22 protein-coding genes and 1 pseudogene are annotated in these 22,197 nt (G+C 68.7%); 15 read left to right on the forward strand and 8 right to left on the reverse strand.

What is annotated here, in order from left to right:
- Window positions 1-60: 60 nt before the first annotated feature.
- Entirely contained in the window at window positions 61-375 is a 315-nt protein-coding gene (locus BST38_RS19995) for a type II toxin-antitoxin system VapB family antitoxin (protein ID WP_083145216.1), read from the reverse strand.
- A 147-nt stretch (window positions 376-522) separates the two neighbouring features.
- Between BST38_RS19995 and hrcA the strand changes: the two genes are divergently transcribed.
- The 10 genes from hrcA to era all read left to right on the forward strand — a co-directional run bounded on the left by hrcA (window position 523) and on the right by era (window position 11,169).
- The gene (hrcA, locus tag BST38_RS20000) at window positions 523-1,554 is read left to right on the forward strand and encodes a heat-inducible transcriptional repressor HrcA (RefSeq protein ID WP_083145217.1); all 1,032 of its coding nucleotides are present in this window, start codon (window positions 523-525) and stop codon (window positions 1,552-1,554) included.
- 52 nt (window positions 1,555-1,606) lie between these two features.
- A complete protein-coding gene (gene dnaJ / locus BST38_RS20005; RefSeq protein ID WP_083145240.1) occupies window positions 1,607-2,755 on the forward strand; it encodes a molecular chaperone DnaJ in 1,149 nt (382 codons plus the stop codon).
- 7 nt (window positions 2,756-2,762) lie between these two features.
- Window positions 2,763-3,506 carry a 16S rRNA (uracil(1498)-N(3))-methyltransferase gene (locus tag BST38_RS20010; protein WP_083145218.1) on the forward strand — a complete coding sequence of 248 codons (744 nt, stop codon included), beginning with the start codon at window positions 2,763-2,765 and terminating at the stop codon, window positions 3,504-3,506.
- A gap of 113 nt (window positions 3,507-3,619) precedes the next feature.
- Window positions 3,620-4,039 carry an MmpS family transport accessory protein gene (locus BST38_RS20015; protein ID WP_110781815.1) on the forward strand — a complete coding sequence of 140 codons (420 nt, stop codon included), beginning with the start codon at window positions 3,620-3,622 and terminating at the stop codon, window positions 4,037-4,039.
- 17 nt (window positions 4,040-4,056) lie between these two features.
- Window positions 4,057-6,936, forward strand: coding sequence for an MMPL/RND family transporter (locus BST38_RS20020; protein ID WP_083145242.1), 2,880 nt, complete (start codon window positions 4,057-4,059; stop codon window positions 6,934-6,936).
- Between the two features lie 54 nt (window positions 6,937-6,990).
- A complete protein-coding gene (locus BST38_RS20025; protein ID WP_083145219.1) occupies window positions 6,991-8,055 on the forward strand; it encodes a PhoH family protein in 1,065 nt (354 codons plus the stop codon).
- 31 nt (window positions 8,056-8,086) lie between these two features.
- On the forward strand, window positions 8,087-8,623 hold the full coding sequence (gene ybeY / locus BST38_RS20030; RefSeq protein WP_083145220.1) for an rRNA maturation RNase YbeY: 537 nt from the start codon (window positions 8,087-8,089) through the stop codon (window positions 8,621-8,623).
- Window positions 8,624-8,639: 16 nt separating this feature from the next.
- Window positions 8,640-9,938: a hemolysin family protein gene (locus BST38_RS20035; RefSeq protein ID WP_083145221.1), complete on the forward strand. Its 1,299-nt coding sequence runs from the start codon at window positions 8,640-8,642 to the stop codon at window positions 9,936-9,938.
- Window positions 9,935-10,255 carry a cytidine deaminase-like protein gene (locus BST38_RS20040; protein WP_083145222.1) on the forward strand — a complete coding sequence of 107 codons (321 nt, stop codon included), beginning with the start codon at window positions 9,935-9,937 and terminating at the stop codon, window positions 10,253-10,255. Before BST38_RS20035 ends, BST38_RS20040 begins: the two co-directional genes overlap by 4 nt.
- Window positions 10,252-11,169 carry a GTPase Era gene (era, locus tag BST38_RS20045; protein WP_083145223.1) on the forward strand — a complete coding sequence of 306 codons (918 nt, stop codon included), beginning with the start codon at window positions 10,252-10,254 and terminating at the stop codon, window positions 11,167-11,169. The genes BST38_RS20040 and era overlap by 4 nt, the downstream gene beginning before the upstream one ends.
- A 12-nt stretch (window positions 11,170-11,181) precedes the next feature.
- On the opposite strand, the gene BST38_RS20050 is transcribed toward era, so the two are convergent.
- From BST38_RS20050 to BST38_RS20065, 4 genes are all read right to left on the reverse strand, one after another.
- Window positions 11,182-11,745 carry a dihydrofolate reductase family protein gene (locus BST38_RS20050; RefSeq protein ID WP_083145224.1) on the reverse strand — a complete coding sequence of 188 codons (564 nt, stop codon included), beginning with the start codon at window positions 11,743-11,745 and terminating at the stop codon, window positions 11,182-11,184.
- 62 nt (window positions 11,746-11,807) lie between these two features.
- Entirely contained in the window at window positions 11,808-14,417 is a 2,610-nt protein-coding gene (locus tag BST38_RS20055; protein WP_083145225.1) for a LuxR C-terminal-related transcriptional regulator, read from the reverse strand.
- Between the two features lie 52 nt (window positions 14,418-14,469).
- Window positions 14,470-14,955 (reverse strand): CAP domain-containing protein, encoded by a 486-nt coding sequence (locus BST38_RS20060; RefSeq protein WP_083145226.1) that lies wholly within the window; start codon window positions 14,953-14,955, stop codon window positions 14,470-14,472.
- Between the two features lie 9 nt (window positions 14,956-14,964).
- Entirely contained in the window at window positions 14,965-16,491 is a 1,527-nt protein-coding gene (locus BST38_RS20065; RefSeq protein WP_083145227.1) for an amidase, read from the reverse strand.
- Window positions 16,492-16,554: 63 nt separating this feature from the next.
- On the opposite strand from BST38_RS20065, the gene recO reads away from it, so the two are divergent.
- From recO to BST38_RS20085, 4 genes are read left to right on the forward strand one after another with little or no spacing between them, the layout of a single operon-like run.
- Complete coding sequence (gene recO, locus BST38_RS20070; protein WP_083145228.1) at window positions 16,555-17,376, forward strand: DNA repair protein RecO; 822 nt, start codon at window positions 16,555-16,557, stop codon at window positions 17,374-17,376.
- Window positions 17,327-18,205, forward strand: coding sequence for a decaprenyl diphosphate synthase (locus BST38_RS20075; RefSeq protein ID WP_083145229.1), 879 nt, complete (start codon window positions 17,327-17,329; stop codon window positions 18,203-18,205). The genes recO and BST38_RS20075 overlap by 50 nt, the downstream gene beginning before the upstream one ends.
- An 8-nt stretch (window positions 18,206-18,213) precedes the next feature.
- On the forward strand, window positions 18,214-18,621 hold the full coding sequence (locus tag BST38_RS20080) for a hypothetical protein (RefSeq protein WP_083145243.1): 408 nt from the start codon (window positions 18,214-18,216) through the stop codon (window positions 18,619-18,621).
- 4 nt (window positions 18,622-18,625) lie between these two features.
- Window positions 18,626-18,808, forward strand: coding sequence for a hypothetical protein (locus BST38_RS20085; protein ID WP_083145230.1), 183 nt, complete (start codon window positions 18,626-18,628; stop codon window positions 18,806-18,808).
- A gap of 10 nt (window positions 18,809-18,818) precedes the next feature.
- Here BST38_RS20085 and BST38_RS20090 read toward each other — a convergent pair whose 3' ends face one another.
- Together BST38_RS20090 and BST38_RS20095 are read right to left on the reverse strand one after the other, a co-directional pair.
- Window positions 18,819-19,214 carry a Fur family transcriptional regulator gene (locus BST38_RS20090; RefSeq protein ID WP_083145231.1) on the reverse strand — a complete coding sequence of 132 codons (396 nt, stop codon included), beginning with the start codon at window positions 19,212-19,214 and terminating at the stop codon, window positions 18,819-18,821.
- Window positions 19,211-19,585 carry an ArsR/SmtB family transcription factor gene (locus BST38_RS20095; RefSeq protein WP_083145232.1) on the reverse strand — a complete coding sequence of 125 codons (375 nt, stop codon included), beginning with the start codon at window positions 19,583-19,585 and terminating at the stop codon, window positions 19,211-19,213. The genes BST38_RS20090 and BST38_RS20095 overlap by 4 nt, the downstream gene beginning before the upstream one ends.
- Window positions 19,586-19,644: 59 nt before the next feature.
- Between BST38_RS20095 and BST38_RS20100 the strand changes: the two genes are divergently transcribed.
- Window positions 19,645-21,072 carry a glycine--tRNA ligase gene (locus BST38_RS20100; protein WP_083145233.1) on the forward strand — a complete coding sequence of 476 codons (1,428 nt, stop codon included), beginning with the start codon at window positions 19,645-19,647 and terminating at the stop codon, window positions 21,070-21,072.
- Between the two features lie 66 nt (window positions 21,073-21,138).
- Here BST38_RS20100 and BST38_RS20105 read toward each other — a convergent pair.
- Window positions 21,139-22,025: pseudogene (locus BST38_RS20105) on the reverse strand (endonuclease domain-containing protein).
- Window positions 22,026-22,197 lie beyond the last annotated feature (172 nt).

Here is a 22,197-nt window from a genome sequence, read left to right on the forward strand (position 1 = left end):
GGGCGCACGCCCCGCGTGATGAAGAGATTGCCCAAACCGTCGGTCGCGCGTGGCGACGGTTCAGCTGGGCTGCGGTAGCGGGGCGTCCATGTCGAACACCCGCGCGTGCAGCACCGTGCGGTTGCGCAGCGCGGCCCGAACGGCCCGGTGCAACCCGTCTTCGAGGTAGACGTTGCCGCGCCACTTGACCGCGTGGGGAAACAGATCGCCGTAGAAGGTCGAGTCCTCGGAGAGCAGCCGGTCCAGCGCGAGAACCGTTGTCGTCATGACCAATTCGTCGAGCCGGATCTGGCGGGGCGGGATCTGGGCCCACTGTCGATGGGACAACCCGTGGTCCGGATAGGGCCTGCCGTCGCGCACCCCTTTGAAGATCATCGAACGCGCCTTCGCTGTCCTCGGTCCCCGCAATGACTCTGACTTTTGCTCGCCAGGGTATCCCGCCCGCGCCGAGCACGCCCCGTGTCCGGGCGTGCCCGTAAAATGGGAGAGCCAGGTCCGCTTAACGTCAGGGTGAGGTGAGCAATGGGCAGTGCTGACGACCGTCGCTTCGAAGTACTGCGCGCGATCGTCGCCGATTTCGTCGAGACCAAGGAACCGATCGGGTCCAAGACCCTGGTGGATCGCCACAATCTCGGCGTGTCCAGCGCGACGGTGCGCAACGACATGGCGGTGCTGGAGGCGGAGGGCTACATCACCCAGCCGCACACCAGCTCCGGCCGCGTACCGACCGAGAAGGGCTATCGCGAATTCGTCGACCGGCTCGACGTCGTCAAGCCGATGTCCAGCGCCGAGCGGCGGGCCATCCTGAGCTTTCTGGAATCCGGTGTCGACCTCGACGACGTACTGCGCAGGGCGGTGAGGCTGCTGGCCCAACTGACCCGCCAGGTCGCGGTCGTCCAGTACCCGATGCTGTCGTCGTCGACGGTGCGTCGTCTCGAAGTCGTCGGGCTGACGCCGGCGCGGCTGCTTCTTGTAGTGATCACCGACTCCGGCCGCGTGGATCAGCGCATCGTCGAACTCGGCGACGCGATCTCCGAGGACGAGCTGAGCCAGCTGCGCGACCTGCTGGGTCAGGCCCTGGAGGGCAAGCCGTTGGCCACCGCGTCGGTGGCGGTCTCCGACCTGGCGACCCATCTCAACGGCCAGGGCACGCTGGCCGACGCCGTGGGCCGATCGGCCACGGTGTTGGTCGAGACCCTGGTCGAGCACCGCGAGGAGCGGCTGCTGCTGGGTGGGACCGCGAACCTGACGCGCAACACCGCCGATTTCGGCGGCTCCCTGCGGTCGGTGCTCGAGGCACTCGAGGAACAGGTGGTGGTCCTGCGGCTGCTCGCCCAGCAACAGGAGGCGGGCAAGGTTACGGTGCGGATCGGCCACGAGACCGAGGCCGAGGAGATGGCGAACACCTCGGTGGTCAGCACGGCGTACGGCAGTTCCGGCAAAGTGTTCGGCGGCATGGGTGTGTTGGGTCCCACACGGATGGACTATCCGGGAACCATCAGCAACGTCGCCGCGGTTGCTCTCTATATTGGCGAAGTCTTAGGTAACCGCTGACCTGCGGACCTCTTCGGGGGTTACGCGGGTCGGTCGGGTGGGAAAGGTGAACGTGGCACGCGACTATTACGGGCTGCTCGGAGTGAGCAAGAACGCGAGTGATTCGGAGATCAAGCGCGCCTACCGCAGGCTCGCGCGCGAACTGCACCCCGATGTGAATCCCGACGAGGCCGCGCAGGCGCGCTTCCAGGAGATCAGCGCCGCGTACGAGGTGCTCAGCGATCCGGAGAAGCGCCGCATCGTCGACCTCGGCGGCGATCCGCTGGAGTCCGCGGCGGCCGGCGCCGGGGGCTTCTCCGGGTTCGGTGGTCTCGGGGACGTCTTCGAGGCGTTCTTCGGCGGCGGCACCGCGTCGCGCGGACCGGTCGGCCGCGTCCGGCCCGGTTCGGATTCGCTGCTGCGGATGCGCCTCGACCTCGAGGAATGCGCGACCGGCGTGACCAAGCAGGTCACCGTCGACACCGCGGTGCTGTGCGACCTGTGTCACGGCAAGGGCACACACGGGGATTCGCAGCCGGTCACCTGCGACACGTGTGGCGGCCGCGGCGAGATCCAGACGGTGCAGCGATCGCTGCTCGGCCAGGTGATGACGTCGCGCCCGTGCCCGGTCTGCGGCGGGGTCGGCGAGGTCATCCCCAACCCCTGTAACCGCTGCGCCGGTGACGGCCGGGTGCGTGCGCGCCGCGAGATCAGCGTGAAGATCCCCGCCGGTGTCGGGGACGGGATGCGGGTGCGGCTGGCCGCCCAGGGCGAGGTCGGCCCCGGTGGTGGACCCGCGGGCGACCTCTACGTCGAGGTGCACGAGAAGCCGCATCCGGTCTTCGTGCGTGAGGGCGACGATCTGCACTGCACGGTCTCGGTGCCGATGGTCGACGCCGCGCTCGGCACGACCGTCACGGTCGACGCGATCCTCGACGGGCCCACCGAGATCACGATCCCGGCCGGTACGCAGCCGGGATCGGTGACCACCCTGCGCGGTCGCGGGATGCCGCACCTGCGCTCCGGGGTGCGCGGCGACCTGCACGCACACATCGACGTCATGGTGCCTACCCGGCTCGACCACGAGGACGCCGAACTGCTGCGCACCTTCAAGGAACGCAGTCGCGCCGAGGCCGAGGTGCGGTCCACACAGGGCGGCGCATCCGGTTCGCACGGCGGCGGGCTGTTCTCCCGGCTGCGCGAGACCTTCACCGGCCGCTAGTTCCGGCGTGCGCAGTCTGTTCTACGTCGACGACGGGGTCCCCGACGTCGGTGGGCTCGCCGTCGTCGACGGCGACGAGGGCCACCACGCGGCGACGGTCTGCCGGACCAGGGCGGGGGAGCACCTCGACCTGTCCGACGGCGCCGGAGTGGTCGCGCACTGCATCGTCGAGGACGTCGCGAAGGGGCGCCTGACCGCGCGCGTCCAGGACCGGCGCGTCGTCGAACCGCCGGTGCCGACGGTGACCGTCGTGCAGGCGCTGCCGAAATCGGATCGTTCCGAGTTGGCGATCGAACTCGCCACCGAAGCCGGCGCGGATGCGTTCGTCGCGTGGCAGTCCGCGCGGTGCGTCGCGCGCTGGGACGGCGCCGCCAAGACGGAGAAGGGGCTGCGCCGGTGGTCCGCCGTCGCGCGGTCGGCGGCCCGGCAGTCCCGGCGCCCGTACATCCCGGCCGTCGACGGTGTGGCGGTGCTGCGCGATCTGATCGAGTCGACCCGTTCCGCGCCACCGGGATCCGTGCTGGTGCTGCACGAATCGGCGACCGAACCGCTGGCCGGAGCGGTTCCGTCCGGCACGGAAGCGCTGACCCTGGTCGTCGGGCCCGAGGGCGGTATCACCGACGACGAGTTGGCCGCGCTGACCGACGCCGGCGCCCACACCGTGCGGCTCGGACCGACGGTGCTGCGCACCTCCACCGCGGCGGCCGTGGCGCTGGGAGCGCTCGGAGTGCTGACCCGACGCTGGTCCTGATACACCCCCGGGGGGTAGTCCCACGGGCGACGGTTAGATAGGTTAGCCTTCCCTCTAGCCCTCACCGCCCCGCGGATCGCGCCGAGCCAGAAGGACCTCCGATTCTCACCCGTGTGACCCGAGCGTGGATACCGCTCGTTTTGGTGATCGTGCTGGTCGTCGCCGGTTTCGCGGTGTGGCGGCTGCGGGGCATGTTCGCCTCGAATCCGCTGCCGACCTACGCGGGAAACGTGACCGAGGATTCGAACAAGTCCGACCCGAAGATCCTGCGCTACGAGATCTGGGGTGAGCCCGGTGCGGTCGCCGACATCAACTACACCGACGCCGAGGGCGACGCGACCCAGCTCGTGAACGTCCCCCTGCCGTGGTCGGTCGACATCGAGACCGATGCCGTGGCCCTGACCGGAAACGTCGTCGCCCAGGGCGACGGCAGCTTCATCGGGTGCCGCATCACCGGCGACGGCCGGGTCAAGGACGAACGCACGATCTCCAACGTCAGCGCCTACATCTACTGCATCGCGAAGGCCTCCTGATGCGCCACGACCTCGTGATGAGACACGACAGCGACGATCCCCAGGCCCGCCGCAACCTTCGGGAACCCCGGCCCATCCCGCAGTGGATCCGGCGGCTGGCCGTTCCGATCATCCTGGGCTGGCTGCTGCTCGCCGTGGCCCTCAATGCGCTGGTGCCCCAACTCGAGGTCGTCGCGGCGAAGAACGCGGTGTCGATGAGCCCGAGCAACGCGCCGTCGATGCAGGCGATGGCCGACATGGGCAGGCTGTTCGAAGAGTCGGACTCCGACTCGATCGCCCTGATCGTGCTGGAGAGCGAGAACGACGAGCCCCTCGGCGAGGCCGCCCACGACTATTACGACGGTCTGATCGCCGACCTGACCGCTGACACCGAGCACGTCCGCAACATCCAGGACATGTGGGGTGACCCGCTGACCGAGGCCGCCGCCCAGAGCTCTGACGGCCGGGCCGCGTACGCCACGCTCAACCTGGCCGGCAACATGGGTGAGACCGAATCCAACGAGGCCGTCGCCGCGGTCCGCGACATCGTCGCGAACTCACCGCCGCCACCCGGGGTGAAGGTTCACGTGACCGGGCCGGCACCGTTGATCGCCGACGTGAACATCGCGGGCGAGAGCAGCATGGCGATCGTCCTGCTGGTCACCTTCGTGGTGATCATCGTGCTTCTGCTGTTCTTCTACCGCTCGATCTCCACCGTCGCGCTGATGCTCGCCGTCGTCGGCATCCAGTTGGTGGTAGCCCGCGGCGTCGTCGCCGCGCTGGCCCACTACGAGATCATCAGCCTGTCCACCTACGCGACGAACCTGCTGATCTCCCTGGCGGTCGCGGCTGGTACCGACTACGTGATCTTCCTGGTCGGCCGCTATCAGGAGGCCCGGACCTCCGGCGCCACCCACGAAGAGGCCTACTACGAGATGTTCCGCGGCACCGCGCATGTCGTGTTGGGCTCCGGTCTGACCATTGCCGGCGCGATGCTCTGCCTGTCCTTCGCCCGGATGCCGTATTTCCAGAGCATGGGGGTTCCGTGCGCGGTCGGCATCGCCGCCGGTGTTGCCGTCGCGCTGACCCTCGGACCGGCGGTCGTGTCCGTCGGCAGCCGGTTCGGTCTGCTGGAACCCAAACGCGCGATGCGCATCCGTGCCTGGCGCCGGGTCGGCACCACGGTGGTGCGCTGGCCCGGGCCCGTCCTGGTGGGCTCGCTGGCGCTGTCGTTCGTCGGGCTTGCGGCCCTGCCCGGTTACCAGACCAGCTACGACGACACCCGCTACATCCCGGAGTCGATCCCGGCCAACGCCGGGCTGCAGGCCGCGACCGAGCACTTCTCGCTGTCGCGGATGAGCCCCGAGATCCTGCTGGTCGAATCCGACCGCGATCTGCGCAACCCGTCGGACTTCCTGGTCCTGGACCGACTGGCCAAGCGGGTGTTCGCCGTCGAGGGAGTGGCCCGCGTCCAGGCGCCGAGCCGGCCCGACGGCGCACCGATCGAGAACACCTCGATCCCGTTCCTGATCAGCATGCAGGGTGTCAGCCAGGTGCAGAACATGAAGCTGATGAAGGACCGCATGAAAGACATGCAGACCCAGGCCGAGGACCTGGGCCGCACGATCGGGACCATGCGCACCATGTACGGGCTGATGACGCAGCTGTCGACGGTCACCACCGTGATGATCGACGACTTCACCGAGATGCAGCAGACCGTGCATCAGATCCGCGACATGATCGCCAACTTCGACGATCAGTTCCGCCCGGTCCGCAATTACTTCTACTGGGAACCGCACTGCTACAACATCCCGCTGTGCTGGTCGTTCCGCTCGCTGTTCGACTCGATGGACGGCATCTCCACCATGACCGAGTCGTTCGACAAGGCGCTGGTGAACATGGAGACGATGCGCGCGCTGCTGCCGCAGATGCTCGCCACGTTCCCGCCGATGATCGAGACCATGGAGAGCATGCGTCACATGATGTTGACGACGTTCGCCACCATGGGCGGCTTCTACGACCAGATGGACGAGCTGAGCGCAGGATCCACCGAGATGGGGAAAGCGTTCGACCGGGCCATGAACGACGACTCCTTCTACCTGCCGCCGGAGGTGTTCGAGAACGAGGACTTCCAGCGGGCGATGGAGAGCTTCTTCTCACCCGACGGCAAGACCGTCCGGCTGTTGGTGTCCCATCGCGGTGACCCGACCACCCCCGAGGCCCTCGCCCGCGTCGAGCCCATCAAGATCGCGGCGATCGAGGCGCTCAAGGGCACCCCGCTCGAAGACGCCACCATCCAGCTCGGCGGCACCGCGGCGACCTTCAAGGACATGTCCGACGGTTCCCGTTACGACATGATGATCGCGATCCTCGCGGCGCTGTGTCTGGTCCTGATGATCATGCTGGTGCTGACCCGCAGCCTGATCGCCGCGATCGTCATCGTGGGCACGGTCGCACTGTCGCTGGGCGCGTCCTTCGGCGTCTCGGTGCTGATCTGGCAGCACATCATCGGCGTCGAGCTGCACTGGATGGTGCTGGTGATGTCGATCATCGCGCTGATCGCCGTGGGCTCGGACTACAACCTGCTGTTGGTGTCGCGGTTCAAGGAGGAGATCGGCGCCGGCATCAAGACCGGAATCATCCGCTCGATCGGTGGCACCGGCAGCGTCGTCACGGTCGCCGGCGTGGTGTTCGCGCTGACCATGGCATCGATGGTGGTCAGCGACCTGCGGGTGATCGCCCAGGTCGGCACGACCATCGGGCTCGGTCTGCTGTTCGACACGTTCGTGGTGCGCGCGTTCATGATGCCGTCGATCGCGACGCTGCTGGGCCGCTGGTTCTGGTGGCCGCAGGTGGTGCGGTCGCGGCCGCCGCGTGCCGCCGGTAACCAGTTGGGGACGCAGCACCGACCGGGCTAAACTGGGTTCTCACCAGCATCGGACGAAACCCAGAAAGCAGGCAGAAAACCACACGTGGTGTCCCGCGAGAGCGCCGGCTCGGACGCATCCCCTTCTCCTGGAGCGCAGGTCCGCAGCAGCATTACGGTTCCGCCCGAGTACGTCATGGGCCTGTTGGGCTCGGCCGACGAGAACCTGCGCGCACTGGAACGCCTGCTGCCCGCCGACATCCACGCGCGCGGTAATTCGATCTCCATCGCCGGTGACCCCGCCGACGTCGCGCTGGCCGAACGAGCCATCTCCGAACTCGTCGAGGTGGTCGCCAGCGGCCAGCCGCTGACCGCCGACGCGGTGCGCCACACCGTGGCGATGCTCAGCGGAGAGGTCGAGGAGTCGCCGGCCGAGGTGCTGACGCTGGACATCCTGTCGCGGCGCGGCAAGACGATCCGGCCCAAGACGCTGAACCAGAAGCGCTACGTCGACGCGATCGACGCTCACACCATCGTGTTCGGGATCGGCCCGGCCGGCACCGGCAAGACCTACCTCGCGATGGCCAAGGCCGTCAGCGCGCTGCAGACCAAGCAGGTCAGCCGGATCATCCTGACCCGGCCCGCCGTGGAAGCCGGTGAGCGCCTTGGCTTCCTGCCCGGCACGCTGAGCGAGAAGATCGACCCGTATCTGCGGCCGCTCTACGACGCGCTGCACGACATGATGGATCCGGAGCTGATCCCGAAACTGATGAGCGCCGGCGTCATCGAGGTCGCGCCGCTGGCCTACATGCGCGGCCGCTCGCTCAACGACGCGTTCATCATCCTCGACGAGGCGCAGAACACCACCGGCGAGCAGATGAAGATGTTCCTGACCCGGCTCGGGTTCGGCTCGAAAATGGTTGTCACCGGCGACGTCACGCAGGTCGACCTGCCCGGCGGTGCGCCGTCCGGGCTGAACACCGCGATGCGGGTGCTCGGCGACGTCGACGACATCCACTTCGCCGAACTCACCAGCGCCGACGTGGTGCGGCACCGGCTGGTCTCCGAGATCGTGGACGCCTATGAGAGGGCAGCAGCCAAACACGAGGAACCCACGCTGATGAACAGGGCCCAGCGGCGCGCGTCGAGCTCGGGACGTCCACGGCGGTAACAGGACTGAGAAACAGAGACGTGGAAAAGCGATGAGCATTGAGGTGTCCAACGAATCGGGCATCGACGTTTCCGAATCCGAACTCGTCAGCGTCGCTCGCTTCGTGATCAGCAAGATGGACGTCAACCCCGGCGCCGAACTGTCGATGGTGCTCGTCGACACCGCGGCGATGGCCGATCTGCACATGCGGTGGATGGATCTGCCGGGGCCGACCGACGTGATGAGCTTTCCGATGGACGAGCTCGAGCCCGGTGGGCGCCCCGACGCACCCGAGCCCGGTCCGTCGATGCTCGGCGACATCGTGCTGTGCCCCGAGTTCGCCGCCAAGCAGGCCGCCGACGCCGGGCACACCCTCGGCCAGGAACTGGCGCTGCTGACGGTGCACGGGGTGCTGCACCTGCTGGGCTACGACCACGCCGAACCGGACGAGGAGAAGGAGATGTTCGCGCTGCAGCGCGAGCTTCTCGAGGAGTGGGTGGCCGAGCAGGTCGCGGCCTACCACCAGGACCGGCAGACCGAGAAGGACCGCAGCTTGCTGGACAAGTCCCGATACTTCGACATGCCGTGACCGCGGGCGACACTCTGTGACGAACCTCGGACAACTGATCGGCGCGATCGTGCTGGTGGGCTTCGGCGGCCTGTTCGCCGCCATCGACGCGGCGCTGAGCACCGTGTCGATCGCGCGCGTCGAGGAACTGGTGCGCGAGGAACGACCCGGTGCGGTGCGCCTGCTGGAACTGATGGTCGACCGGCCGCGCTACATCAACCTCATCGTGCTGCTGCGCATGACATGCGAGGTCACCGCGACGGTGTTGATGGCCGCCTATCTGGACGACTACTTCGGGGTCAGCCGCGGCCTGATGGCCGCCGCGGCGATCATGACGGTGGTCAGCTTCGTGGTGGTGGGGGTCGGGCCGAGGACGGTGGGCAGGCAGAACGCCTACACCATCGCGCTGGTGACCGCGCTTCCGCTGCAAGCGATCTCGGTGGTGCTGACGCCGATCAGCCGGTTGCTGGTGCTGGTCGGTAATGCGCTGACGCCGGGGCGCGGGTTCCGCAACGGCCCGTTCGCGTCGGAGATCGAGCTGCGTGAGGTGGTCGACCTCGCGCAGCAGCGCGGCGTCGTCGCCGACGACGAACGCCGGATGATCCAGTCGGTGTTCGAGCTGGGGGACACCGCCGCGCGCGAGGTGATGGTGCCCCGCACCGAGATGGTGTGGATCGAAAGTGATAAAACTGCAGGTCAAGCGACCTCCTTGGCCGTGCGCAGCGGGCACTCCCGCATCCCGGTCATCGGTGAGAACGTCGACGACATCGTCGGTGTGGTCTACCTCAAGGACCTCGTCCAGAAGACCTACTACTCCAACAACGCCGGCCGGGACACCGCGGTGTCGGCGGTGATGCGCAAGCCGGTCTTCGTGCCGGACTCCAAACCGCTGGACACGCTGCTCAGCGAGATGCAGCGCGACCGCGTGCACATGGTGCTGCTGGTCGACGAATACGGCGCGATCGCCGGGCTGGTCACGATCGAGGACGTACTGGAGGAGATCGTCGGCGAGATCGCCGACGAATACGACACCGACGAGGTGGCCCCGGTCGAGGACCTGGGCGATCACCGCTACCGGGTGTCGGCACGACTGCCCATCGAAGATCTCAGCGAGCTCTACGGCATCCACTTCGACGAGGGCCTCGACGTCGACACCGTCGGCGGCCTCGTCGCCCTGGAATTGGGCCGCGTGCCGCTGCCCGGCGCCGAGGTCGAATGGGACGGCCTGCGGCTGCGCGCCGAGGGCGGACCGGATCCGCGCGGCCGGGTCCGGGTCAGCACCGTGCTGGTCAGCCCTGTCGAACCGAAACCCGAAGACGGAGAAGAACGAGAATGACCCAGGTCCTCGACGACGAAGACACCAAGCTGGTGGTGCTGGCCCGCGGTGCGATGGGGCGCGCGGAAGCCGCCAGTGGCGCCGCGGTCCGTGACCTCGACGGCAGGACCTACGCGGGCGCGCCGGTCACGCTCGACGCGCTGACGCTCACGGCGCTGCAGGCCGCGGTCGCCGCGGCGGTGTCCAGCGGGGCGGCGGGCCTGGAGGCCGCCGTGCTCGTCGGCGGCTCGGCCGACGACGCCGGGGTCGCGGCCGTACGTGAACTCTCCGCAGGCGCGACGATCATCGTCACCGACCGGTCGGGTACCCCGCTATGAGTGAGGACACCGAATTCCGGTCCGGCTTCGTCTGTTTCGTCGGCCGGCCGAACACGGGCAAGTCGACGCTGACCAACGCGCTGGTCGGGTCCAAGGTGGCGATCACCTCCAACCGCCCGCAGACCACCCGCCACACGATCCGCGGCATCGTGCACCGTGACGACTTCCAGATCGTGCTGGTCGACACCCCCGGACTGCATCGTCCCCGGACGCTGCTCGGCCAGCGGCTCAACGATCTGGTCAAGGACACCTACTCCGAGGTCGACGTCATCGGGATGTGCATCCCGGCCGACGAGAAGATCGGACCGGGAGACCGGTGGATCTACGAACAGATCCGCACCATCGCCCCGCGCACCAAGCTGATCGCGATCGTCACCAAGATCGACAAGGTGTCCAAAGATCGTGTCGGCGAACAACTGCTGGCGGTCAGTGAGCTGTTCGGCTCCGATGCCGAGATCGTGCCGGTGTCGGCCACCTCCGGCGAACAGCTCGACGTGCTGGTCGACGTCCTGGTCGCGCAGTTGCCTCCCGGTCCCGCGTTCTACCCGGACGGCGAGTTGACCGACGAGCCCGAAGAAGTGCTGATGGCCGAGTTGATCCGGGAAGCCGCGCTCGAAGGTGTGCGCGACGAACTCCCGCATTCGCTGGCCGTGGTGATCGACGAGGTCGAGGAACGTCCCGGTCGTCCCGAGGACGATCCGCTGATCGACGTGCACGCGATCCTCTACGTCGAGCGGGATTCCCAGAAGGGCATCGTGATCGGCAAGGGCGGTGCGCGGCTGCGTGAGGTCGGCACCGCGGCGCGCACCCAGATCGAGAAGCTGCTCGGCACGAAGGTCTACCTCGACCTGCGGGTCAAGATCGCGAAGAACTGGCAGCGCGATCCGAAACAGTTGGGCCGGCTGGGCTTTTAGGTCGCCGCGCTTCTAGGTGGCCGCCTCGTAGCGAACCAGGATCGCGCCGCCCGGGAAGGTGCGGCTCTCCATCAGCCGCAACGAAATCCACGACGGCAGGGTCGGGAAGAACGGGATGCCACCGCCCACCGCGGTCGGTCCGATCACCAGCCGGTACTCGTCGACCAGTCCGGCCCGCACGATCGGTGCGGCCAGTGTCGCGCCGGCGACCTCCAGTTGGCCGTCGGTCTCGGCCTTGAGTTTTCTGACCACCTCGACCGGGTCGCCCCGCTCGAGCCGGGAGTTCCAGTCGACGGACTCCAGCGTGCGGGAGAACACGACCTTGGGCATGTCACGCCAGATCTGAGCGAAGTCGGCGATCAGCGGCGGCACATCCGGATCCTGGTCCGCGGTCGGCCAGTACGCGGACATCAGCTCGTAGAGCCGCCGACCGTAGAACGCCAACGCGGTCTCACGCTCGAAGTCGTTCCAGTACTGGTGCAGTTCCTCGCTCGGATCGGACCAGTCGATGTCGCCGCGCGCATCGGCGATGTAGCCGTCCAGAGACACGTTCATGCCGTAGATGAGTCTGCCCACACAGAACAGACTGCACCGGCGGGCAGAACTCATCGCCACGCCGCGCGGGATGACCCGACGCGTCAGCCCGTCCGGCGGGGGAGCAGTGCGGCGAGTTCCTCGCGGGTGGAGGTGCCGGTCTTCGACATCGCCCGGTAGATGTGGCTTTCGACGGTCCGCACCGACAGGGTCAGCCGCTCGGCGACGGCGCGATTCGACAGACCTTCGCCGATCAGCATCACGATCTCGTACTCGCGGTCGGTCAGCGGCAGCCGGCCACTGGCCTGACGCAGCGCCGGCGTGCTGATGCCGAACTCTTCGGCCAACCGGGTCGCGTGCGCGGAGCATCCCAGCGAGGACCCCCGCAGCCCGCGGCGGCGGTATTCGATCGCGGCATGTGAGCTCGCATCGACGGCCGCGACGTGATCGCCGATCTGGGCGAATTGTTCTGCGACCGTGGCGAGTCCGGGGGCGTCGCCGTGCGCCAATGCCTCGGCGAACCGCGCCGCCAGCGCGGCCCGCGGCCCCTCGACGATTTCGGCCAACACCGACAGCCGTGCGCCGCAGCCTCGTTCACCGAACTGGGCCGCGGTCTGCAGGCAGATGACCTCGGCGGCGAACTGCCCTGCCGCCGCTGCCCGCTCGGCGGCGGGCAGCAGGATGTTGACCGCCTCACTGGCCGCACCCTGACTGGCGGCCACCCAGGCGCCGGCCACGCTGTGCTCATGGTCGAGCTTGCGGAACGGGCGCGGCATCGACGTCAGCGCCTGCAATGTCTCCGCCGCGGCGGCGGTGTCGCCGCGCATCGCCAGCGCGGTGGCCCACGGGATCTGGTACCGGTAGCCCCAGCCGAGAGAATGGTTGGCGCACAGCCCGGTTGCCGCGTGCTCGAGCAGCGTGCAGGCCTGGCGAAGGTCGCCGGCACCGAGCGCGGCACGGCCCGCCACCGCCGTCCCGATCAGTTGCGTCGCCCCGGGGAGGTTGGCGGCCTGACCGTGTACCTGCGCAGCCACCTCGCGGGCCTCGTCGATGCGTCCGGCCAGCAGCAGCGCCCCGACGTGGGAGTCGGCGATGTTGAACCGCATCTGCGGATTGTCGAAATCCCTTGTGGCGGCGACGTATCCGGACTGGGCACGGGTGACCGCGGTGGTGGTGCGGCCGGCGTCGCCGTGGATGGTGGACAGCACCCAGGCGGTTTCGGCTCCGACCACCGGAGGCATGTCCTCGGGCGCGAGATCCTCGGATGCGGCCAGCGCTGCCGCGGGCTCGTCCATCGCGAACCAGTACACCGCCAGGAACGCGTCGATGTAGCCGCGGTCCTTCGCCGGCGTGCTCCGGGAGGCCTCGTCGATCAACGCCTTCGCCCCGTCCGGATCGCCGAGTGCCCACAGCAGGTTGCTGGCCCGCAGGAATGCCAGCCGGGCACGTTCGCGGTCGGTCAGGGCGGTCGGGTCGATCGCGGCCAGCACCTCGTCGGCCTCCTGTCCGCGGCCCAGCCACGACAGCGCGTGCGCGCGCACCAGACTCGGCTCCGCGCCGGCACCCGCCCGCACAGCCGCCAGCGCAAGCCGTTCGGCCAGAACAAGATCGGCGAGCCACACGGCGCCGTGCGCGGCCCGGGTCAGCAGGTCGGCGTCCGGGGCCAGATCCGAGTCCAGGCTCAACGCCGCGCGCCGCACCAGCACCGGGATCTCGTCGCGCTCGGCGGACGCCGCGAGTTCGGTCGCGACCATCCGCCGCAGCCGGCGAAGTTTGGTCGCGGGGGCGTGTTTTCGCCGGACCTCGCCGTAGATCGGATGCGACAGGCGGACGTGATGGCCTGTCGCGGTGGGCGCCAGCAGGATCAGGCCGCGGGTCTCGGCCTCCTCGACCGCATCCGGTTCGACGATCTTGCGCAGCGCATCCAGTTCGACGGGCTCGCCGACGGCGAGCACGTCGATCACGTCGCCGACGGGTCCGGGCAGATCGCCGGTGCGGGATTCGATCAGTTCGACCAGGCTCGGCGGCAGCCGCGGGTCCCCGACCCAGTGCCATGTCCCGTCCACCGACGTGATGCGGCCGTCGGCGATCTCCTGCTCGACGATATGGGACAGATACAGCGTGTTGCCCAGCGTCAGGTTCCAAAGCCGCTGGGCCGCATCCGGTTCCACCGGCCCGCCGAGCACCTGCGACAGCAGGCCGGTGGTCTCGGGCAGCGGCAGCGGCTGCATGTGGAGCCGCTCCAGCCGTCCGGCCCGCCAGACCTCCTGCATGGCAGGCGGGATCGGGTCGCCCTCCCGAACGGTGAGGATCAGCTTCGCCGCCTGCCGCGAGACGATCTGGTGCACGACGAACGTCGACAGGTCATCGAGCAGATGGACATCGTCGATCCCGATGACCACCGGCTCACCGGCGGGCGCCGCGGTCAGTGCGTCGATCACACCGCGCAGCAGCTGCACCGGTTCGGCCACGCCCGGCGGCGCCCATGTGGTGAACGCGCCCAGCGGAATCGACCGCGCGGATGAGGTGCCGACCGCCCACCGGGTGATCCAGCCGTGTCCGGCCGCGGTGGACAGTGCCTCGCGCGCGACCCGGCTCTTACCGACCCCGGCGGCGCCGTAGATGACCACCCCGGACATCTCGGCCGACGCGAGCGCAGCCTCGACCGTCCGAAGCTCCCCGGAGCGGCCGACCAGCGGCCACGACACGCGCACCCTGAAAAGAGTAGGAGTGCAAACTGGATTTGGATGCAGAACTTGAAAGAGGTCAGCCGGGCTGACCGTAGACCGCGACGACAACCGAGCGGTCGAGGCTGTTCTCCGACCACACGCCGATCTGGGTGTTGGCGCAGTTCGACATGATCGCCATGTAATCGGGACGGTAGTACCACTGGTTGAGGATCTCGATGCCGCTGATCGCCAGCGCCGGGTTGATCGCGACGGTCTCGGCGACCGTGCCGACGAACCCGGCATTGTTGGCGCGCACCTGCGGGGTGGACCCGTCGGAGCCGATGTCGCCGTCCAGTGCCCGGTTGCGCAGTACGTCGTTGGCGTGCCACTGCGCCGCGAGCTGCAGCTGCGGGTTGATCTGGATCTCGGTGTCGCATCCGGCGTGGTGCTGGATCGTGTAGACGTTGACGGCCACACTCTCGTTGAGCCGCCGATTGTCGGCATGGGCCGCGGGCGTGCCGACGACCAGCGCGCCGGCCACCGCGAGGGCGGGCAGCGTGCGCACGAGGTTGCTGACGGTCACAGCGGGAGACTACGCGACCCGGCCGGTCACCGAGTCCGGAGCGGTCAGATCCGGCTCCGTCGGCGGCTGCGGAGCCCACCAGTTCTCGGGCTGGTATCTGGCCCAGCCGTTGAGCGCCTCCAGCGCCGCCGCCAGCGAGATCAGCAGCGGTTCGCTGTTGGCGGGCCCCATCAGCTGCACACCGATCGGCAACCCGTCGGAGGTGAACCCGGCCGGGACGTTGATCGACGGCCAGCCGAGCAGATTCCACGGCCACGTCACCGGGCAGGCCCGGATCATCATGCGGTCGGTGGCCGGCCCGCCGAGCGCGTCGAACGCATGCACCTTCGGTGGCGGCAGGGCCGTCGTCGGGGCGAGCACGACGTCGGCGAGGTTGAAGATCCAGCCGATCCGCTGCTGCGCCTCGGCTTCGGCGGCGCGCGCCTTGCGCAGTGTGTTCTGCGACAGCAGCCAGCCCATCCGGGCGTTGGACAGGGTGCGCCGGTCCCACGTGACGCCGCCGGGCGCATTGCGGCCCAGCCGGTCCATCCATTCGGGGATACCGGAGGTCGAGCGGGACAGGAAGTTCCACGACATCCGCACCGTGTAGTCGGGGTCGGCGGCGACGACGGTGTGTCCGAGCTCGGCCAGCTGCTCGGCGACGCCGGACAGCGCCGAGCGGATCTCCGGATGCAGGGTGGCCCGGAACCCGGTGAACGGGAACTTCGTCGACATCGCGATGCGCAGCGGTCCCGGTGCGCGGGACACGTGGTCGGACACCGACACCGGCGGCGGGGTGTGCAGGTCCCCGGGCGCGTTGCCCGACGCCGCGTCGAGCACCAGCGCCGCGTCGGACACCGTGCGGGCCAGCACGCCGTTGACGGTGATGCCGTTGAACGCCTCCGGCAGCGGCGAGGTCGAGATGCGGCCGCGCTGGGGTTTGATCCCGACCAGATGCGTCCATGCGGCCGGGATGCGGACGCTGCCCGCGCCGTCGGACCCGATCGCGGCCGCGACCAGGCCCGCGGCGACCGCGGCGGCACTGCCGCCCGACGATCCGCCCGGGGTGTGCTCCCGCGACCACGGATTACGGGTGTGGCCGAAGGCCGGTCCACTGGTGAACGGCCACTGGCCGAGCTCGCAGGTGTTGGTCTTGCCGACGATCACCGCGCCGGCGGCGCGGAGCCTGCGCACCACCTCGGCGTCGGCGTCGGCGGGCCGGATCTCGCCGGAGGCGCCGAAGCGGGTGGGGACCCCTGCGACGTCGACGTCGTCCTTGACCGCGATCGGGATACCGAGCAGGGGCCGGCGGGCCGGGTCGTGCCCCGCGGCGCGGACCCGGTCGGCCTCGGCGGCCTGCGCGAGGGCCTGCTCGGTCAGTACCACCCGGAACGCGTTGAGCGTCGGTTGGCTGGCCTCGATCGCCGCCAGCGAGCGACGCACCAGGTCGACGGAGGTGGCGGTGCCGCTGGCGAGCTGAAACAGCTGGTTGCCCAGCGTTGGAAACCGGGTGGGAAACCGGGGGCGGGAGGTGCTGCGGGAAGACGAATCGGCCATCAGTGAGAAGACTATCGGCGCTGCGGACCGAAATTCGTCCCCCGGCAGTGGGAGACTTGGCGGATGCGTCTGTACCGGGACCGAGCGGTCGTGCTGCGTCAGCACAAGCTCGGCGAAGCCGACCGGATCGTGAGTCTTCTCACGCGGGATCACGGCCTGGTGCGCGCCGTCGCCAAGGGGGTGCGGCGTACCCGCAGCAAGTTCGGCGCGCGGCTGGAACCGTTCGCGCACATCGACGTTCAGCTGCACCCGGGCCGTAACCTCGACATCGTCACCCAGGTCCAGGCCATCGACGCGTTCGCCTCCGACATCGTCAGCGACTACGGCCGCTACACCAGTGCCTGCGCGATGCTGGAGACCGCGGAGCGGATCGCGGGGGAGGAGCGCGCCCCGGTCCCCGCGCTGCACCGGCTCACCGTCGCCGCGCTGCGCGCCGTCGCCGACGGCACCCGGCCGCGTGAGCTCGTCCTCGACGCGTACCTGCTGCGCGCGATGGGGGTGGCCGGCTGGGCGCCGGCGCTGGTCGAATGCGCGCGGTGCGCGGCCCCGGGGCCGCATCGCGCCTTCAACGTCGCCGCGGGCGGCAGCGTGTGTGTGCACTGCAGGCCGTCGGGGTCGGTGACCCCGCCGCAGGCGGTGCTCGACCTGATGGCCGCGCTCTACGAGGGCGACTGGGAGCACGCGGTGACCTCCACCCCGGCGCACCGCAGCCATGCCAGCGGGTTGGTCGCCGCGCATCTGCAATGGCACCTGGAACGCCAGCTGCGGACGCTGCCACTGGTCGAGCGGCCGGGTCGGGCCGAGGCTGCCAGGGGCATCAGGCAGGATATGGCGCATGGCAATCAAGCGGAAGAACAGCTACCCCCAGCTGCCTCCGGCGCCTGACGACTATCCGACGTTCCCGGACAAGTCCACCTGGCCGGTGGTCTTCCCCGAGATCCCGGCGGGCACCAACGGTCGGTTCGCCCGCCCGCCGCAGCACACCTCGAAGGAAGCGGCTCCCCAGATTCCCGCCGACCAGGTGCCCCAGCACGTCGCGGTGGTGATGGACGGCAACGGACGGTGGGCCACCCAGCGCGGGCTCGGCCGCACCGAGGGTCACAAGATGGGCGAGGCGGTGCTCATCGACATCACCTGCGGCGCGATCGAGATCGGCATCAAACACCTGACGGTGTACGCGTTCTCGACGGAGAACTGGAAGCGCAGCACCGAAGAGGTGCGCTTCCTGATGGGGTTCAACCGGGAGGTGGTGCGCCGCCGCCGCGAGAACCTCAACGACATGGGCGTGCGGATGCGCTGGGTGGGGTCGCGACCGCGCATGTGGAGCAGCGTCATCAAGGAATTCGACATCGCCGAGCAGATGACGGTCGACAACGACGTCATCACCATCAACTACTGCGTGAACTACGGCGGTCGCACCGAGATCGTGGAGGCGGCGCGGGAACTCGCGCAGCAGGCCGTCGACGGCAAGATCAAACCCAACCGCATCACCGAGGCGCAGTTCGCCAAGCACCTGCACCGGGCCGACATCCCCGATGTCGACCTGTTCATCCGGACCTCGGGGGAGCAGCGGGCGAGCAACTTCCTGTTGTGGCAGGCGGCCTACGCCGAGTACGTCTTCCAGGACAAGCTCTGGCCCGACTACGACCGGCGCGACCTGTGGGCCGCGTGCGAGGAGTACGTCCAGCGCAACCGCCGCTTCGGCCGCGCCTAGGAGTGGCGATGGACCTGGCGGAGCGTCTCGCGACCGTGCTGGAGGAGATCCTGCCGGTCACCCGGGAGGACGACGGCGCGCTGACCGTGCAGCACGAGGAGACGTTCGCGTCGCTGCGGGTGGTGAGTATCGCCGAAGGCCTGGAGCTGGTGTCGCTGACGCAGGTCCTCGCGTGGGATCTGCCGCTGGACAGCAAGATTCGGGCCAAGGTCGCCAAACACGCCCACGACACGCTGCTCGGCACGGTGTCGCTGGTGGAGAAGATCGGTGCGGGCAAGGGTACGACGCAGAAGACGGGTGATGTCTTGTTGCGCTACAACTTCCCGGCCGCCGGGCTGACCGACGACGCGTTGCGCACGCTGGTGTTGATGGTGCTGGCCACCGGCACCGATGTCCGCCACGCGATGGTGGGGTGACGGCATGCGGATCGCATTGATCGTCGTCGGCGTGATCGTCGCGCTGTTCGGCACGCTGTTCGCGTTCCAGGGATTCGGCGCCGTGCAGGGCAGCCCGATGAGCGACACCACCACCTGGTCGGTGCTCGGGCCGCTGATCGCGATCGCCGGGGTGATCGTCGCTGTGGTGGGCTGGCGCAGGCGTTAGTTCGCTGCGGTCAGTTCTCGGACCCGCACCGACCGCAGATCCCGAAGATCTCGATGACGTGGCTGACGTCGGTGAAGCCGTGCTGGTGGGCGACATCGGCGGCCCACGACTCGACCTGACCGCCCTGGATCTCCACCGTCGAGCCGCATGCGCGGCAGACCAGATGATGGTGATGGTGCTCCGAGCAGCGCCGGTACACCGATTCGCCGGTGTCGGTGCGCAGCGTGTCGACCAGCCCCGTGGTGGCCATCTGCTGCAGCGTCCGGTACACCGTCGTCAGGCCGATTCCCTCACCACGGCGGCGTAATTCGTCGTGGATCTCCTGCGCGGAGCGGAAGTCGTCGAGGTTCTCCAGCAGCGCCGAGATCGCGGCGCGCTGCCGCGTCGCGCGGACCGCGCCCGTCATCGCGGTTCTCCCGCCGATCCCTCGGCGGCGTGCGTCACGGCCGCGACGACGATGTCGGTCAGGTGGTGATCCACCAGCCGGTAGAGCACTTCCCGGCCCGACCGGGAGCCCTCGACCACGCCGGCCGATTTGAGGATGCGCAGATGCTGGCTCACCAGCGGCTGCGGCACGTCGAGCGCGTCGACGAGTTCGTGCACGCACCGCGCGTCCTCGCGCAACTGCAGCACGATCGCGATCCGCACCGGGGCGGCGAGCGCGCGCAGCAGGTCGCCGGCGGTGTCGAGCACGGCCCGGGTGGGGAGCTCGGCCGCCGGGGTGTCGCCGTGGGCGTGGACGTCCTGCGACGCAGCCATACTGGAAACGGTTTTCATTAGAGACCAAGATACATGCACGCCCATGCATGTCAATCGGGGACATCGCGCGGGGCCCGATGGGCGCCTCGCTACGCTGTGAACCCGTGGCATCCTCGATCATCGACACCGTTGCGAACCTCGCCAAGCGTCGCGGACTGGTTTTCCAGTCCGGCGAGATCTACGGCGGCACCAAATCCGCCTGGGATTACGGGCCGTTGGGCGTCGAGCTCAAGGAGAACATCAAGAAGCAGTGGTGGCGCTCCGTCGTCACCGGCCGCGACGACGTCGTCGGCCTGGACTCCGCGATCATCCTGCCGCGCCAGGTGTGGGTCGCCTCCGGTCACGTCGAGGTGTTCAACGACCCGCTGGTGGAGTGCCTGAACTGCCACAAGCGGCACCGTCAGGACCACATGCAGGAAGCCTTCTTCGAGAAGGGCGGCGAGAAGAAGGGCTTCGCCGGTCCCGATGACGTGCCGATGAGCGAGATCGTCTGCCCGGACTGCGGCACCAAGGGGCAGTGGACCGAGCCGCGCGACTTCAACATGATGCTCAAGACCTACCTCGGCCCGATCGAATCCGAGGAGGGTCTGCACTACCTGCGCCCGGAGACCGCGCAGGGCATCTTCGTCAACTTCGCCAACGTGGTGACCACCGCGCGCAAGAAGCCGCCGTTCGGTATCGGCCAGATCGGCAAGAGCTTCCGCAACGAGATCACCCCCGGCAACTTCATCTTCCGCACCCGCGAGTTCGAGCAGATGGAGATGGAGTTCTTCGTCGAGCCGTCCACCGCGGCCGAATGGCACAAGTACTGGATCGAGACCCGGCTGCAGTGGTACGTCGACCTCGGCATCGAGCGGGACAACCTGCGCCTGTACGAACACCCCAAGGAGAAGCTGTCGCACTACTCCGACGGCACCACCGACATCGAGTACAAGTTCGGCTTCGCCGGCAACCCGTGGGGTGAGCTGGAAGGCATCGCGAACCGCACCAACTTCGATTTGTCCACGCACTCAAAGCATTCCGGTGTCGACCTGTCGTTCTACGACCAGGCCAACGACACCCGCTACGTGCCGTACGTGATCGAGCCGGCAGCGGGCCTGACCCGGTCGCTGATGGCGTTCCTGGTCGACGCGTACCACGAGGACGAGGCCCCCAACGCCAAGGGCGGGGTGGACAAGCGCACCGTGCTGCGGCTGGATCCGCGACTGGCCCCGGTCAAGGCCGCGGTGCTGCCGCTGTCGCGCCACGCCGACCTGTCGCCGAAGGCCCGCGACCTGTCCGCCGAGTTGCGCCGCAGCTGGAACGTCGAGTTCGACGACGCCGGCGCGATCGGTCGCCGCTACCGCCGCCAGGACGAGATCGGCACACCGTACTGCATCACCGTGGACTTCGACTCGCTGGAGGACCATGCGGTCACCATTCGCGAGCGGGACTCGATGAGCCAGGAGCGGGTCGCGATCTCCGAGGTGTCGGACTACCTGGCCGTCCGCCTCAAGGGCTGCTAGTTTTTCTGGCGCGAGCGTGCGTGTCAGAGGCCGACACGCCGCGTGATGTGCAGACTTCACGCACGCTCACGCCGCCCGCAGGCGTCTCGCCATCTCGTGCTCGATGCGACGGACCATGTCGCGTGGGTGCTTGCGGACGTCGTCGGCGACGATCGAGATCATCGTCCAGTCGATCTCGGTCAGCGCCGCGCGCTTCTGCCGATCTCTGGCGAACTGCTCGCGGTCGCTGTGCCAGTCGAAGCCGTCGTACTCCACCGCAAGCCCGAACTCCGGCCAGGCGAAGTCGAGTCGCCACGTCCGTCGGCTCCGGTCGACGATCACGTACTGCAACACCGGCCTGGGCAGCCCACCGTCCAGCATCGCCAGTCGGGCCTCGCTTTCCATCGGTGACTCCGCCAGCCCGTCAGCCAACGGGATGAGGTCCCGCACCGCGACGATGCCGCGACGGCCGGCCTGCCGGGCGGCCGCCGCCGTCAGTCCGCGCCGGTCGCAGGTGCGGCTGCGCAGCGCGGCATCCAGCGTCGCCAGCGCGCGGGGCCGGCGCAGCGACCGTGCCACCTCGACCGCGGTCCACGCGGCGGCGGTCGCGGGCCTGCCCGCCACCACGCTCAGCGGCGCTCCGTCGCGGCGATGCACGATCAGCCCGTCGGAGTTGCGTAGCTGGTGCCGCCGCGGATTGAGAGCGGGATGTCGCTGGTGTCCTCGGTGTCGAAACCATAAGCGGCAGCGGCAGTTCCCAGACAGATCGCGACGGGTTCGCCCGCCCGCAGATCGAGGCCGCGAAGTCGCGCGGGGATGTCGGGCTCGTCGCGGCTGTACACGCCCGGCCACACCTTGATCAGACCACCCTCGCGAATCTCGATGTCCAGGCGGCTGCGGGTGAGGTACGCCAGCAGTTGGCCGGTCGTCGCGACACCGCCCTGGTCACGGAAGAGCCCGTCGAGGTCTGTCATGGGTCGATCGTCGACCGCATCGTGGATCACGCTGCGCAGCAAGCAGAGCGCCTGTGGATGAAGTCGAGCTTGGGGATGGTCGCTGCGCGACGAGCGTGCGTGAAGTTCGGGAAATACGCGGCGTGTCCGCCGCAGACACGCACGCTCGCGAGGAAGGGGGGAGGGGGAGGGG

The organism is Mycolicibacterium parafortuitum (genome assembly GCF_002086815.1).
Taxonomy (GTDB): Bacteria; Actinomycetota; Actinomycetes; order Mycobacteriales; family Mycobacteriaceae; genus Mycobacterium; species Mycobacterium parafortuitum.